The organism is Amycolatopsis sulphurea (assembly GCF_002564045.1).
Classification (GTDB): domain Bacteria; phylum Actinomycetota; class Actinomycetes; order Mycobacteriales; family Pseudonocardiaceae; genus Amycolatopsis; species Amycolatopsis sulphurea.
The window spans coordinates 827,929-841,180 of record NZ_PDJK01000001.1; the positions used below are offsets into that span (position 1 = coordinate 827,929).

Annotated in this window: 16 protein-coding genes; 12 read left to right on the top strand and 4 right to left on the bottom strand. The window is 71.2% G+C overall.

Translation table 11 applies throughout. The features are described 5' to 3' along the window. The first annotated feature begins 4 nt into the window (after nt 1-4). Nucleotides 5-718 (top strand): ABC transporter ATP-binding protein, encoded by a 714-nt coding sequence (locus ATK36_RS03810; RefSeq protein ID WP_245914301.1) that lies wholly within the window; start codon nt 5-7, stop codon nt 716-718. 11 nt (nt 719-729) lie between these two features. Next, nucleotides 730-1,452: an ABC transporter permease gene (locus tag ATK36_RS03815; protein ID WP_098510321.1), complete on the top strand. Its 723-nt coding sequence runs from the start codon at nt 730-732 to the stop codon at nt 1,450-1,452. 60 nt (nt 1,453-1,512) lie between these two features. Here the strand turns inward: ATK36_RS03815 and ATK36_RS03820 are convergent, their stop codons facing one another. Next, entirely contained in the window at nt 1,513-1,818 is a 306-nt protein-coding gene (locus ATK36_RS03820) for a hypothetical protein (RefSeq protein ID WP_098509833.1), read from the bottom strand. Between the two features lie 148 nt (nt 1,819-1,966). Here ATK36_RS03820 and ATK36_RS03825 point away from each other — a divergent pair, with 148 nt between their 5' ends. Beyond that, nucleotides 1,967-2,953 (top strand): zinc-binding alcohol dehydrogenase family protein, encoded by a 987-nt coding sequence (locus ATK36_RS03825; RefSeq protein WP_170069624.1) that lies wholly within the window; start codon nt 1,967-1,969, stop codon nt 2,951-2,953. Nucleotides 2,954-2,960: 7 nt separating this feature from the next. Here the strand turns inward: ATK36_RS03825 and ATK36_RS03830 are convergent, their stop codons facing one another. Continuing rightward, nucleotides 2,961-3,335 carry a DUF6292 family protein gene (locus ATK36_RS03830; protein ID WP_098509835.1) on the bottom strand — a complete coding sequence of 125 codons (375 nt, stop codon included), beginning with the start codon at nt 3,333-3,335 and terminating at the stop codon, nt 2,961-2,963. Between the two features lie 604 nt (nt 3,336-3,939). Continuing rightward, the gene (locus ATK36_RS03835; RefSeq protein WP_098509836.1) at nt 3,940-4,395 is read right to left on the bottom strand and encodes a hypothetical protein; all 456 of its coding nucleotides are present in this window, start codon (nt 4,393-4,395) and stop codon (nt 3,940-3,942) included. A gap of 411 nt (nt 4,396-4,806) precedes the next feature. Between ATK36_RS03835 and ATK36_RS03840 the strand changes: the two genes are divergently transcribed. From ATK36_RS03840 to ATK36_RS03880, 9 genes are all read left to right on the top strand, one after another. Beyond that, entirely contained in the window at nt 4,807-5,313 is a 507-nt protein-coding gene (locus ATK36_RS03840) for a universal stress protein (protein WP_098509837.1), read from the top strand. A gap of 386 nt (nt 5,314-5,699) precedes the next feature. Further along, the gene (locus ATK36_RS03845; RefSeq protein ID WP_098510322.1) at nt 5,700-6,269 is read left to right on the top strand and encodes a CBS domain-containing protein; all 570 of its coding nucleotides are present in this window, start codon (nt 5,700-5,702) and stop codon (nt 6,267-6,269) included. Between the two features lie 31 nt (nt 6,270-6,300). Next, nucleotides 6,301-6,582, top strand: coding sequence for a DUF1918 domain-containing protein (locus tag ATK36_RS03850; RefSeq protein ID WP_098509838.1), 282 nt, complete (start codon nt 6,301-6,303; stop codon nt 6,580-6,582). Further along, on the top strand, nt 6,569-7,462 hold the full coding sequence (locus tag ATK36_RS03855; protein ID WP_098509839.1) for a universal stress protein: 894 nt from the start codon (nt 6,569-6,571) through the stop codon (nt 7,460-7,462). Before ATK36_RS03850 ends, ATK36_RS03855 begins: the two co-directional genes overlap by 14 nt. After that, complete coding sequence (locus tag ATK36_RS03860; protein WP_098509840.1) at nt 7,459-7,863, top strand: hypothetical protein; 405 nt, start codon at nt 7,459-7,461, stop codon at nt 7,861-7,863. The genes ATK36_RS03855 and ATK36_RS03860 overlap by 4 nt, the downstream gene beginning before the upstream one ends. A gap of 84 nt (nt 7,864-7,947) precedes the next feature. Continuing rightward, nucleotides 7,948-8,562 (top strand): CBS domain-containing protein, encoded by a 615-nt coding sequence (locus ATK36_RS03865; protein WP_098509841.1) that lies wholly within the window; start codon nt 7,948-7,950, stop codon nt 8,560-8,562. After that, nucleotides 8,559-9,452: a universal stress protein gene (locus ATK36_RS03870; RefSeq protein WP_098509842.1), complete on the top strand. Its 894-nt coding sequence runs from the start codon at nt 8,559-8,561 to the stop codon at nt 9,450-9,452. Before ATK36_RS03865 ends, ATK36_RS03870 begins: the two co-directional genes overlap by 4 nt. A 139-nt stretch (nt 9,453-9,591) precedes the next feature. Next, complete coding sequence (locus ATK36_RS03875) at nt 9,592-11,322, top strand: GAF domain-containing protein (RefSeq protein ID WP_170069583.1); 1,731 nt, start codon at nt 9,592-9,594, stop codon at nt 11,320-11,322. A gap of 288 nt (nt 11,323-11,610) precedes the next feature. Then, nucleotides 11,611-12,252, top strand: a complete 642-nt coding sequence (locus ATK36_RS03880) for a response regulator transcription factor (protein ID WP_098509844.1) — start codon at nt 11,611-11,613, stop codon at nt 12,250-12,252. 9 nt (nt 12,253-12,261) lie between these two features. On the opposite strand, the gene ATK36_RS03885 is transcribed toward ATK36_RS03880, so the two are convergent. Continuing rightward, entirely contained in the window at nt 12,262-13,242 is a 981-nt protein-coding gene (locus ATK36_RS03885) for an Acg family FMN-binding oxidoreductase (protein WP_098509845.1), read from the bottom strand. Nucleotides 13,243-13,252: the final 10 nt, after the last annotated feature.

Sequence of the window (13,252 nt, forward strand, 5' to 3'; positions counted from 1 at the left end):
GCCCGTGGCGATCTCGGTGGAGGGCCTGCACGTCGTGCGAGGCCGCCGGGAAGTCTTGCGAGGAGTCGGTTTCGCGGTCGCCCCGGGCACGGTCACCGGGCTGCTGGGACCGAACGGCGGGGGCAAGAGCACGCTCCTGCGGTCGATCGTGGGCGTCCAGATCGTCGCGAGCGGGGCGGTCACCGTCCTGGGCCGTCCGGCCGGACATCCGGAATTGCGGCACCGGATCGGCTACGCGACGCAAGAACCTGCGGTGTACGCCGATTTGACGGTGACCGAGGCGTTGCGGTACTTCGCCACGGTGCTGGGCGCCGGTGGCGCGTCGGTGCGCCGGGCGCTGGAAGAAGTCGGGCTCGAATCCGCTGCGCACACTGTGGTCGCGAAGCTGTCCGGGGGCCAGCGGGCCCGCGCGAACCTCGCGGTCGCGCTCTTGGGGGAGCCGGAGCTGCTCGTGCTGGACGAGCCGACCGTCGGGTGTGATCCGGAGTTGCGGGAACAGCTCTGGACGTTGTTCCGGGCCCGGGCGGAAGCCGGGACGACGTTACTGATCTCCAGCCACGTCATGGACGAGGCAGCACGCTGTGAACGCTTGCTGCTGCTGCGCGAGGGCGAGTTGCTGGCGACCGGTACTCCAGCCGAACTCCGGGGACGGACCGGGACCACCGATCTCGAACAGGCTTTCCTGCGGTTGATCCGGCGGAAGGAGGTCCGCGCGTGAACCATCCGGCGATGACCGCGGCGACCGCGCGGCGCATCCTGACCCAGTTGCGGCACGATCCCCGTACCGTCGCGTTGTTGCTGGTCGTCCCGACCGCGTTGATGGTGTTGCTGCGGTACGTGCTCGATTCGGCCGTGCGGTTCAGCGTTGTCGCGCCCGCGCTGCTCGGCGTCTTCCCGTTCACGATCATGTTCCTGCTCACCTCGGTCAGCACGTTGCGCGAGCGGACCGGCGGCACGCTCGAACGGCTGATGGCGCTGCCGCTGGGCAAGCTGGACCTGCTCGGTGGTTACGCGCTCGCGTTCGGTGCGGTCGCGGTGGTCCAGGTCGTGGTGGCGACCGGGGTGTCCGTGCTGTGGCTGGGGCTGAGCGTGGCCGGGCCGCTGTGGGCGCTGTTGCTGATCACCGTCCTCGATGCGCTGCTCGGCACCGCCCTCGGGCTGCTGGTGAGCGCCTTCGCCCGGACGGAATTCCAGGCTGTGCAGTTCATGCCGGTCGTGGTGCTGCCGCAAATCCTGCTGTGCGGGCTGTTCGTCCCGCGCGATTCGATGAGCTGGTTGCTGAACGCGGTGTCGGACGTGCTGCCGCTGTCCTACGCGGTGGACGCGCTGACGCACGTCACGCACTTCGCCGAGGTGGACGGCACGCTCGTGCGGAACATGCTGATCGTGGCCGGCTGCGCGGGCCTGGCGCTGCTCATCGGGGCGGCGACGTTGCGGCGCCGGCCCCCTTGACCCGGGCCGCTGTGCGGGGTCCTCCGGCGGGTGTCCACAATGGATCCGAGGTCGGGTGGGCTACCGGGATTTCCGGTGTCGGCCAGTGTGGAAGTAGCCCGGCCGGGGGAAGGCGCTCGCGGCCACGACTATGCCGAGCACGAAGCCGAAGTCGTACCAGTGCCCGCTGTCGTGGGTGCTGCTGCCGCCGAAGAGCGACGCAAGGAACGTGATCGGGCGGAGAAGACCGTGCCAGATGCCGGACCAGAATCCAGGCGGCGCGGAGGCCCCGGCCGGTGCGGCGCGGCTGGCCGCCGCGGCCACGAGCAGCACGAGGATCCCGGCTGTCACCGTCCGGCGCGCCGCGCTGCGGGCAGGTGTGCTCATCGAACCACTCTGCGGCCCGTCTCGTCCCGGCGGAAGAGCCGAACGTCCCCGGGCAGAGGGACCTGCGGACGTCGCGCGCGGAGCCGCCGCGAGGTCATCGTGGACGACGGCGGGCACGTGGGGGAGAGGGGCGGCGATGACGGAGCGGATGTGGGGCTGGCGTGTGCGCGAGCCGGGGCCGATCGGCGGGCGGCCGCTGGTCCGGGAGCGGCTGCCGGTGCCGGTGCCCGGCCCCGGGGAACTTCTGGTGCGCGTGCGCGTGTGCGGAGTATGCCGCACTGACCTGCATGTCGCGGAAGGAGATCTGCCGGTGCACGCACCGGGCGTGATTCCGGGACACGAGGTCGTCGGCGAGGTGGTGACGCACGGGCTGGGCGGCTTCTCGCCCGGGGACCGGGTCGGCATCGCCTGGCTGCGCGCCACGTGCGGAGTGTGCCGGTTCTGCCGTACCGGCAAGGAGAATCTGTGTCTGGAATCCCGGTACACCGGCTGGGACGCCGACGGCGGATATGCCGAGTACGCAGTGGTCCCGGCCGCGTTCGCCCATCGCCTGCCGGCAGGCTACTCCGACGAGGAATTGGCGCCGTTGCTCTGCGCGGGTGTGATCGGTTACCGGGCGCTGAACCGTGCCGAAGTCCCTGAAGGCGGTCGCCTCGGCATTTACGGGTTCGGCGGGAGCGCGCATCTGGCGGCCCAGGTCGCACTGGCCCGGGGTGTCACGGTGCATGTCCTCACCCGCAGCGCAGCGGCCCGGAAGCTCGCGCTGGAACTCGGCGCCGCGTCCGCCGGTGACGTCCCGCCGGAGCCGCTGGACTCGGCCATCCTGTTCGCACCGGCCGGGGAACTCGTGCCGATCGCGCTGTCCGCGCTCGATCGCGGGGGCACGCTGGCGGTCGCCGGGATCCACCTGACCGGCATCCCGGTGCTGGACTATCGGCGGCATCTGTTCCAGGAACGGCAGGTGCGCAGCGTCACGGCCAACACCCGGGCGGACGCGCGGAAGTTCTTCCGGTTCGCCGACCGGCACCGGTTGCACGTCAGCACGACGGCCTACGCCCTTTCCGAGGCCGTGCAGGCGCTGACCGATCTCGCCGCGGGCCGGGTCACCGGAGCCGCGGTGCTGCATACGGACTGACCGAGCGTTATCCGAAGGTCGGCGGCGTGGGCGGTTCGCCGCGCCGGGTCCGGGCACGGACACTCCGGAGGAATTCCCGGACCGCGCCGGGCGGCGGAACCCGCTCCCCGCCCAGATAGGCGACCACGAGCAGATCCTCGCCGGAGTGGGTTTCGACGGTGAACGACCAGCCATGGCGTTCATCCCACACCAGAGCGGTATCGCGTCCGGGATAGGCGGCGAGCTGCCCGTCGAGCGCGATATAGGCCGACATCGGCCGATCGAGGTCGAGTGTGCAGGATTCCGGACCGACGCCGGCCGCGGAACTCACCTCCGCCACGTAAGCGCTGATTCCGTTCAGCAGGCGGGTTTCCTCGTCGATGTGCACGATCTGGACTGTCATCGATTCTCATCTCTGTATACCGCGCCGCGGCGGCCGTATCGAAGCCCGGCCGGCCCGCCGGGAGGCGTCAGTGCCCTTCGGCACCAGGGTGTCGGCAAAGTCGGTGTGAGGGGCCCTGCGCAGACTGCGGAGGTCCGTGAAGGGGCCCATCACGGACTCTGAGTCTGTGAAGGGCCCCTTCACAGACCCGAGACAGGTCCGGCGCACACCACGAGGTGGTCGCGCATCTCGAACACCTCCGCTTCGCCTGCTGCCGGGCGTGATCGATCGAGAGGGCAGGCGCCGTCGATGATGACGCGGCAGCCACAGCACTCTGCTGATCACGGGTCCTCGGCCAACTTTGCCGGGACCCTGCCCTTTCGCCCTTTCGCCCTTTCGCCGTGCCGCGGCCGGACGGCTGGTGACCGCCGGGCCCCCCGACCGAGCTCGGCCGGTCGCCTTCAGGCTCCGCGCGGACCAGCATGCCGAAAAGGGCCGAAGGTCCCCGGATCCGGCCGGTACTGACTGACGGACCTGCTGTACGGCCGGAAAAGCGTTGGCGGGCCGAGGAACGTTCGGCATCCGGGGTCCGGGGCGATCAGCGGTGCTGCTTTGTGTCCGAGCTTCACTGCGACGTACCGGGCGGCTCCGGGCCAAGGGGTTTCCGAGGATCGGGGATCGCCGGGAGAAGCTGCCCGCCGGGGAGCCGGGCGTGCGATGGCGTGCAGCGCGAGTTCCACGTCATTGCCGCGTGGAGCTGCTCCGGGGCCAGCCGTGCTTCGCGTGCGATCCGCTCCACCGTCGCGTCCTGCAACGAAGGATGCAGGCTGGCCTGGCTGAGCAGCTCGAACCACCACTGCGCCTCGCTCCAGCCGACGTGGGCTCGTTCGACGACCGCGGTGAGATGCTCGTCGCAGCAGGCGTAGACCAGACGCCGGCCGTGCATCGCGTACTCCGTGAAATCGACGGCGGACGGATCCGGGACCAGGGCGACCTGAATCCGTCCGGGCGTGATGTGCCGCCCGCAGTGTTCGCATCGGCGGCCGCGGCGGGCCTCCGCCGGGAAATCTGGTCGCGGCATCACATCTCCGGGGTATTCGACCGTTTCGCGGTGCACAGGTCTGAACACGGGGGCCGGAGCGCTGACAGCGTTCGCATTCACTCGCCGAATCGAAATAACCGATTCGATGCGGAATACCTATTTTAGGCGACAATGTGCAGGCTGCCAACCTAGCCGTCCTGGTGGTGGCCCCGGATACCGGGCCAGGGAAGGGATTCTTCGGCGCTGGGCTACACCGGGTCACCCCGGTGCCGAAACGGGCACCGTTTCGAGTGACGGATTTGTCATCGTGAGGGATGTGCCGCGTTAGGCGAGAGCCGCAGCGTCCTGGGCCGCGGGACCAAAGACTCCGGCGTCGCGGACGTCTGCCCACAGTCCCGGTGGCCGGCACCGGCTTAGCGTCGGCGGGCGAGGCGGACGGAGGAGAAGACCATGACCACAGCCGGCCAGGACGAGATCGTCGTGGGCGTCGACGGATCCGCGGCCAGTGCCGCGGCGTTGCGCTGGGGGCTGGCGGAGGCCAGAGCCAGTGGCCGGACCGTGGTGACTTTGCGGGCGTGGACGTTCGGCCCGCTCCGTGACCTCGAGCCGGCGGCCGGCCGCCCGCCCGCCGAGATCGCTGCCCGCTTTCAGCGCGAACTGGACACCATGGCGGCGACCGTGCGTGCCGAGGGGGAACCGGTGCCGCTGCGGACCGGGACGATCGAGGGGGCGCCCGGCCCGGCGCTGGTCCGCGCCTCGGCCGGCGCGGCGATGCTGGTGCTGGGCAGTCACGGGCACAGCCGGGTCCTGCGGATGCTCGTCGGCTCGGTCTCCGCGTACTGCCTGCGGCAGTCCCGTTGCCCGGTCGTGATCGTCCCTGCCCGTTCCGCCGAGGAACGCGAGCCACTGCCCGAGGACGAGACCGCAGACACCTACTACCCCGGCCCCCTGTTGTGACGACCCGGACCTGGTGCCGTGAAGGGTCCCTTCACGGACTCTGAGTCTGTGAAGGGCCCCTTCACAGACCTTCACGGACCTCCGCAGTCTGCGCAGGTCCCCTCACACCGACTTTGCCGACACCCTGGACTCTGAGGCTGTGAAGGCCACCTTCACGGCCTGCGGGCGGCACTTCCGTCCTCGCGAGAAGGGACTTCGGTCTCTCACCGGAGCCGGTCCCGGTGAGAGACCGTGGAAAAGCGCCGCTCCTGATTGTCATCGGCAGCCGGGGCCGGTCACGGGTGGCTTGTCCGGGTCCACCGGAAACCGGCTGTTCGCGGACGCGGCGTGCCCGGTAGCCGTCGTCCACTGAGCCGCCAGGCCCCTGAAGAGTGTGGGAGAAGACCGTGCGAGCACGGGACATCATGACCCGGCCGGTGGTCCGGGCCGGACCGGGAACCCCGGTCCGCGAGGCGATCGCGCTGCTGACCGAGCACGGTGTGGCGGCGCTGCCGGTGGTCGACGACGAGAACCAGGTCGTCGGCATCTTCACCGAAGCGGACGCGCTGGCCGGGGTGCTGACCGGGGAGCCGGTCGGGCCGGACCTGCGGGTGCACGAGGTCATGACGAAACCGGTCGACACCGTGGACCTCGATGCCGATGTCAGCGACATCGCCGCACGGATGCTCGTGGGCCGGCTGCGCAGCATCCCGGTGATCGACGAAGGCGGCCTCGCCGGGATCGTGAGCCGCCGCGATCTGCTGCGGCCGCTGGTCCGCCAGGACGACACGATCGCGGCTCAGCTGCGGGGACTGCTGCGTGACTACGCAGGGCATCGCGCTCTTTGGGAGGTGTCGGTGACCGGCGGGATCGTCACGATCCGCGGTGTGTTCGCGGACGAGGCCGAGCGGCGGCTCGTAGCCGCGCTGGGGCGGATTGTGGCAGGCGTGGTGGCGGTGGAGCTTTGCCCGCAATGACAGTTCGAGCACTGGGGATCGAGGAGGAGAAATGCAGGCACAGCCCGGAGATTGGCTGGTGGTGAAGGGCGTCCGGGTGGACCTCCCGGAGCAGCGGGGCCGCATCGTCGAGGTCGGTTCCCCGGACGGCGGTCCGCCGTTCACGGTGCGCTGGCAGGCCGATGATCATGTTTCGACGATCTTCCCCGGACCGGACGCGATCGTGCTGACCGAAGCCGAGATTTCGGCGCAGGACGAGCACGATCGCGAGCGGTCCGAGCGGCAGCGCGCGCAGCGGCGGGCCGGGGGAGGGACTCATCGTGTCCGAAGGTGACCGGGGCGTCGTGCTGGCGGGCGTGGACGGTTCGGCGTCGGCGCGCCACGCCGTGGTCTGGGCCGCCGAGCAGGCGGCCCGGCGGAGCTTGGTGCTGCGGCTCGTGCAGGTGTACGTGGTCCCGTCGCCGGGCATCACCGGTCCGGGGGTACGGGGGGTGCGTTCCGGGTTCCGGCATCAGGCCCGCGCGTGGCTCGCCGAGGCCGAAGCCGCTGTGCTGCAGCGATGGCCGTCGTTGCCGACCGAGCGGCTCGTCGCCGAGGGAAGCCCGGTCGCGGTCCTGCGGCGGGAGAGCCGCGGCGCCGAACTGGCCGTGCTGGGTTCCCGGGGCCTCGGCGGGTTCACCGGTCTGCTGGTCGGCTCGACCGCGGTCGGGCTGGTCGCCCACGCGCGGTGCCCGGTCGTGGTGGTGCGGGGCCGGATGCCGGACGATCCGCCCCCGGCGGCCGGTCCGGTGGTGGCCGGGCTGGACGGCTCGGCCGACAGCGATGACGCGCTCGGCTTCGCCTGTGCCGAAGCGGTCTCCCGGCACGAAGTCCTGCTGGCCGTGCACACCTGGAACGAGCAGTGGCACGCGGACGGTTCGGCGCGGGGCGCGAACCGGGTGCCCGGCGAGGTCGCCGCGGCCGAATGCCGGCGGGTCGAGGACCAGCTCGCGCCGTGGCGGGAGAAGTTCCCGCAGCTGCGGATCGACGTGCGGGCCGGCCCGGGACGGCCGGTGCGGACGCTGCTGAAGTTCGGCGAGGACGCGCAGCTGGTCGTGGTCGGCAGCCGGGGGCGGGGCGGGTTCGACGGGATGCTGCTGGGTTCCACCAGCCAGGCCCTGCTGGTGCATTCGGCCTGCCCGGTGGCGGTCGTGCGGCCGGGGAACCGGCCATGACGACGATGCGGGGCCGGGTCGCGCTGCGGGTGCTCGCGTCCTACGAAACCGTGGTTGCGGCGGGCGCGCTGGTCGGCGGGGTCTGCCTGATCGCGGGCGTGCCCGGTTTCCGGTTGCCGACCGCCGTCCTCGCCCCGTTCGGGTTGTCCACCTGGGTGCTGCCCGGTGTGGCGCTCATCGTCGTGGTTGGTGGCACTCTCGGCTGGGCCGCCGGGGTGGCTTGGCGGGTTGACCGGCAGGCGCCCGGGTTCGCGTATGCCGCGAGCGTGGTGATCGCGGGCTGGCTCGCGATCCAGCTCTCGGTGCTCGGCTTTCGTGAGCCGGCGCAGTGGGTGACGCTCGCGCTGGTGGGGTTGCTGGTTCTGCTGAGCCGGTATGTGCAGCGGGTGGTGGCTCGGTGACCCGTGCCGACGGCCTGCTCCCGGCAGCGTGCGTACCTGGTTCGCTGCCTGCTTTCGGGACAGCACAATGAAAGGACGGACCTGATGCGCGCACGCGAGCTGATGTCGTCTCCGGTGATGACGGTGTATCCGTGGACGCCGGTCAAGCAGGCGGCCGAAATCCTGTCCGGGCACGGGTTCACCGCGCTGCCGGTGGTCGACGAGGACGACCGGTTGATCGGGATCGTGACCGAGGCGGATCTGATCCGCCGGGGCGTCCCGGCGGACGCACGCTCGGCATACCGGCATCCCGCCCGCCCCGGTGCGGTCGACACGCTGGTGGGTGCGGTGATGACCACGCCGGCGACCGGGATGTCGTCCGGCACCGACGTGGCCGATCTCTGCCAGGCCCTGGTGGATGGACGGATCCGGGCGATGCCGATCGTCGATGGTGCCCGGGTGGTCGGGATCGTCACCCGGGGCGATGTCGTCCGGGTGCTGGCCCGGGCGGACGACGCGATCGCGGCGGACGTGCGGCACCGGCTGGAGATCTATGGCGGCCACGGGCGCTGGCAGGTCGAGGTGCGCGACGGGATCGTGCGCATCGTGGACCGCTATGACGACGAATCCGATCGCCACGTCGCCACTTTGCTCGCGCTGGCGGTGCCCGGCGTGGTCGGAGCGGACGTCGTGTCCGCGGAAGAGGAGGTAGGACGATGACCGGTCGCGGCCGTACCGTGCTCGCCGGGATCGACGGCTCGGACGGATCGGCCGAAGCGGTCCGCTGGGCCGCCGGGCTCGCCGCCGGGCGGGGGTTGGAGCTGGAACTCCTGCACTGCCTGCGGGTCGCGTCGCTCTACTACGGTGGCGGGCTTGCCGGGAGCGAGGCGCTCTTCAGGAACATCCAGCGGGAGGGCGACCGGATCGTGGCGGAGGCCCGCGGTCTGGCCCTCGAAGTCGATCCCGCGGTGCGGGTCCGGACCGAGGTGTGCCACGATCCGGCCGCGGCCGCGCTGATAGATCGCTCTCGCGGGACCCGGATGGCGGTCCTCGGCCGAACCGGCCTCGGCGGGTTCGCCGGGATGCTGGTCGGCGGCACCACCGCGACGGTCGCGAGCCACGCGTACTGCCCGGTGACGGTGGTCCGCGGTCGTCACGGCGACGGTGCGGTGCCGCAGGAAGGGCCGGTCGTGGTTGGGGTGGACGGCAGCCCGAACAGCGAGGCGGCGATCGCCGCGGCGTTCGAGGAGGCGAGCTTCCGGCGGGCCCCGCTGGTCGCGGTGCATGCCTGGGCCGATGTCACCTACGACTCGACCGAGGGGATGGCGCGTCTGCTGCCGCAATGGGAGGTTCTTCAGCCGGACGAGGAGCGGCTGCTGGCCGAACGGCTGGCGGGATGGCAGGAGAAATACCCCGATGTGCCGGTGGAGCGCAAACTGGTCCGGGACCGGCCGCGGCACATCCTGCTCGACGAGTCCGCCCGGGCTCGCCTGGTGGTCGTGGGGAGCCGTGGCCGGGGCGGGTTCACCGGAATGCTGCTCGGCTCGACCAGCCAGGCGTTGATCCAGCATGCCTGGTGCCCGGTGCTGGTGGTGCGGCCGGAGCGGTAGCGGCGACGCTCGGCGACCCCGAACCGGCCCGGCCACAGGTCCGTTGACGGCCGCTTGACGGCCTCGCTCCCGGATGGCGAAACTGGTGTGTTCGCGGTGCTACGTGGCTGGGACACCGAGCCGACAGGCGGGAGCCGGGTTGAGCCAGCGGAGCGTATCGGAGCCGGCCGGGCTGAGCTTCCCCGGCCGGCCGGGGCTGGAACTCGACCAACTGCTGGGACAGCTGGTCGAACGCGCGCAAGAGGTGATCGGGACCCAGGGCAGGCTCCGGGGGCTGTTGCGCGCGACGCAGGCGGTCACCGGTGGTCTCGCGGTGCCGGTGTTGCTCAGGCGCATCGTGGAGGCCGGTCGGGAACTGGTGGGAGCGCAGTACGCGGCACTGGGCGTGGTCGGGCCGGACGGGCGGCTGACGGAGTTCGTGCACACCGGGATGGACGAGGAGACGGTGGCGCGGATCGGCCGGCTCCCGGAGGGAAAAGGACTGCTCGGCGCGGTGATCGAGGACCCGCGGCCGATCCGGCTGACCCGGTTGCAGGACGATCCCCGTTCGGCCGGGTTCCCCGAGGGGCACCCGCCGATGACCGGTTTCCTGGGGGTGCCGGTCCGTGCGCGGGGCGCGGTCTTCGGCAACTTGTACTTCGCTTGCGGGGATCGTGGGCCCTTCACCGAGGAAGACGAGCAGTTGGCGCTGGCGCTGGCGGCCGCGGCGGGGAGCGCGATCGAGAACGCCCGGCTGTGCGAGACAGCTCGGAACCAACAGGAGTGGCTGCGCGCGTCCGCGGTGGTCACTCGCGAGTTGTTGTCGCCGGATGCCGGGGACCCATGGGCCCGGGTCGTGGAGTACGTGCGGGATTTGGCGGCGGCGGACCTGGTCAGCGTGGTCTGCCCGGGGCCGGACCCGGGAACGGTGCGCGTCGAGCGGGCGATCGGGGCCGGTGCGGATCAGCTCCGGGGGATCGTCGTGCCGGCGGACTCCACCGTGGCGGGCATCGTGCTCGCGAGCGGCGAGCCAAGGATGGGTTCCTTGCCGGACGAGCGATCCCGGCTGGCCGTGCCCTCCGCCGTCGAGCTGAACGTCGACGCGGTGTTGCTGGTGCCGTTCACCGGTGGCGGGCAGGTGACCCGGGTGCTGACGGTCGCGCGGCTGGGCGGCCGCCCGGCGTTCACGGGTGGCGATCTGGAGATCGCGGTCTGGTTCGCCGACCAGGCCTCGGTGGCCATGGAACTGGCGGCCGCCCGGGCCGAACGGGAAGCCGAGGCACTGCACGACGAACGCGACCGGATCGCGGCGGAGCTGCACTACGAGATCCTGCGGCGCCTGTATGCGATCGGCCTGTCCCTGCAGACCACTGCCGGGCTCGTGCGGTCCCCGGCGGTGGCCGCCCGGCTGAAGGGCACGATCGCCGATCTGGACGACATCATCGGCCACGTGCAGGACACGGTGTTCCAGCTGGACGACGCCGCATCGGCGGCCCCGGAACCGGTGCGCGACCAGGTGCTGCGGGTGCTGTCCGAGGCGGCAGCACGGCTCGGGTTCGCGGTGTCCTCGGAGCTGACCGGAAAATTCGAAACGATCCCGTGCGAGGCGGTGATCCCGTTCCTTACGGAGGCCCTGCGCCTGGTCGCCCTCCATGCCGCGGCGGAGGAGGTGGCGGTGGAGGTCCGGGCGTCGGGGGAGCTGGTGACCGCGGTCGTCCGATACGAGGGTACCGGTGACGTCGCCGGTACCGCGGCCGGCGAGCTGGCCGTGCTCGCGGAGCAGGCCAAGCGCCGGGGAGGCACGTTCAGGATTGCCGGAGGTGCGGTCGCCGGGGATGGCGAGCTGCGCTGGGCTGTTCCGGTGGAACGGGGATCTTCTCCACCGGGCTGAGGACTTCGGTCATGGCCGAGCCGGGCCAGGGTGTCGGCAAAGTCGGTGTGGAGGGCCCTGCGCAGCTGCGGAGGGCTGTGAAGGGCTGTGAAGGGCCCCTTCACGGACTCTGAGTCCGTCAGGGGCACCTTCACGGACCCGAAACCGGTCGGGCAGCCACGGCTCTCTCTGCTGATCACGGGTCCTCGACCAACTTTGCCGGGACCCTGGCCGAGCCGGGCCATCCGGACGTACGCTCGTTTCCTGGCTGCCCGGCGGAGTGTGGCTGCCGAGGCGGGAGACGGGCCGATGGTGCGGGTTTTCCTGGTCGACGATCACGAGGTGGTCCGGCGCGGGGTCGCCGACCTGCTGGAAGAGGCGGACGAGCTCACGGTGGTGGGCCAGGCGGGCACCGTGTCGCAGGCGCTGGCCCGGATCCCGGCCCTGCGGCCGGACGTGGCCGTGCTCGATGTGCGGCTGCCCGACGGCAACGGCATCGAGCTGGCTCGTGAGCTGCGTTCCCGGCTGCCTGGCGTGAAGTGCCTGATGCTCACGTCCTATACCGACGAACAGGCGATGCTCGACGCCGTCCTGGCGGGGGCCAGCGGCTATGTCATCAAGGACATCAAGGGACTCGACCTGGTTTCGGCGGTGCTGGACGTCGGGGCCGGGAAGTCGCTGCTGGACGCGCACGCCGCGGCCGCGCTGATGGCGAAGCTGCGCGACAGCGCGGAAAAGAAGCGCGGGCCGCTTGCTCAGCTGTCCGATCAGGAGCGCACGCTGCTGGAGCTGATCGGGGAGGGCCTCACCAACCGCCAGATCTCCGAGCGGATGTTCCTGGCGGAGAAGACCGTGAAGAACTACGTTTCCCGGTTGCTGACCAAGCTCGGCATGGAACGGCGCACCCAGGCGGCGGTGCTCGTCACGGAGCTGCGTGGCCGGCAGCGATAGCCGCCGGGTTCAGGCGCTGAGCATCGGCGGTCCGAGCAGGACGTCCTGCACACTCCGGCGGGGCGTCCAGGAGACTGGCGTGCCATAGCCGAGACGCAGGATGATCTGGGGCCACAGGGCCTCTCCGAGCAATTCCCTCAGCCGGAAGCGCGTCGCGGGAACCTCGACCGGCTGGGAGATGAACGACGCGTCGATTCCGTCGGCGGTCGCGGTCAGGAGCGCTCGTTGCATGGCTTGGCCGGCGCGTAGCCGGTCGACCGGCAGATCGTCGAAGGTGCCGATCACCACCACCAGAGGCGGGGTGGCCGGAGCGCGGCTGCTGCTGCCGAAATCGCGCAGCACCCAGGTGTCGTCGGCGGCCGTGGTACCTCCGGCACCGAGCGGCACGCCGTCCCGGCTGTCGCGGGCGCGTCCGGTCCAGCGCTGCCACTCGGCGGTGAACGCCGGGTCGTTCACCTGAATGCGGTGGCTTTCGGACACCAGCTCCCGGAGGCCGGCGAGCTGGTGCCGGTCGAGCTGGGGCAGCCAGGCGTGCTCCACTTCGACGGCGTGCCGCAGCCGTCCGACGATTTCGGGTGGAACCGGCTTCGCGGTGAACGGGGTGCGGTTGGTGTGCCGGCGGGGGATGGCCTTGGCGAGGACGGCGAGCCGGCGGTCGATGACGGTGCTGGCGCGGGGGCAGACGGCAGCGAGCAGGTCGGAGTCGTCGCGGCGGGGGAAGAGCGTGGTGGCCGGATGTACCCCGATCGCGTGGATCGCGGTCCGCAGATTGAACAGCGCGGCACCGCACGACAGCAGCAGCTCGCGCCGGTCGGGATCGGCGATCGGCAGCGTCCGGCCGGCGTCGGCGTAGAGTTCGATGCCGCTCGGGCCGCTGCTGAACAGCCAGGGCTGCGTGTTGTGCGTGGAGGGCGCCAGAGTGGCCGAGCGCAGCACGGAGACGACTTGGTCGGCGCTGAGCTGGCCGGTCGGAGCCGCGTGGAGAGTCATCGTTCTCCTC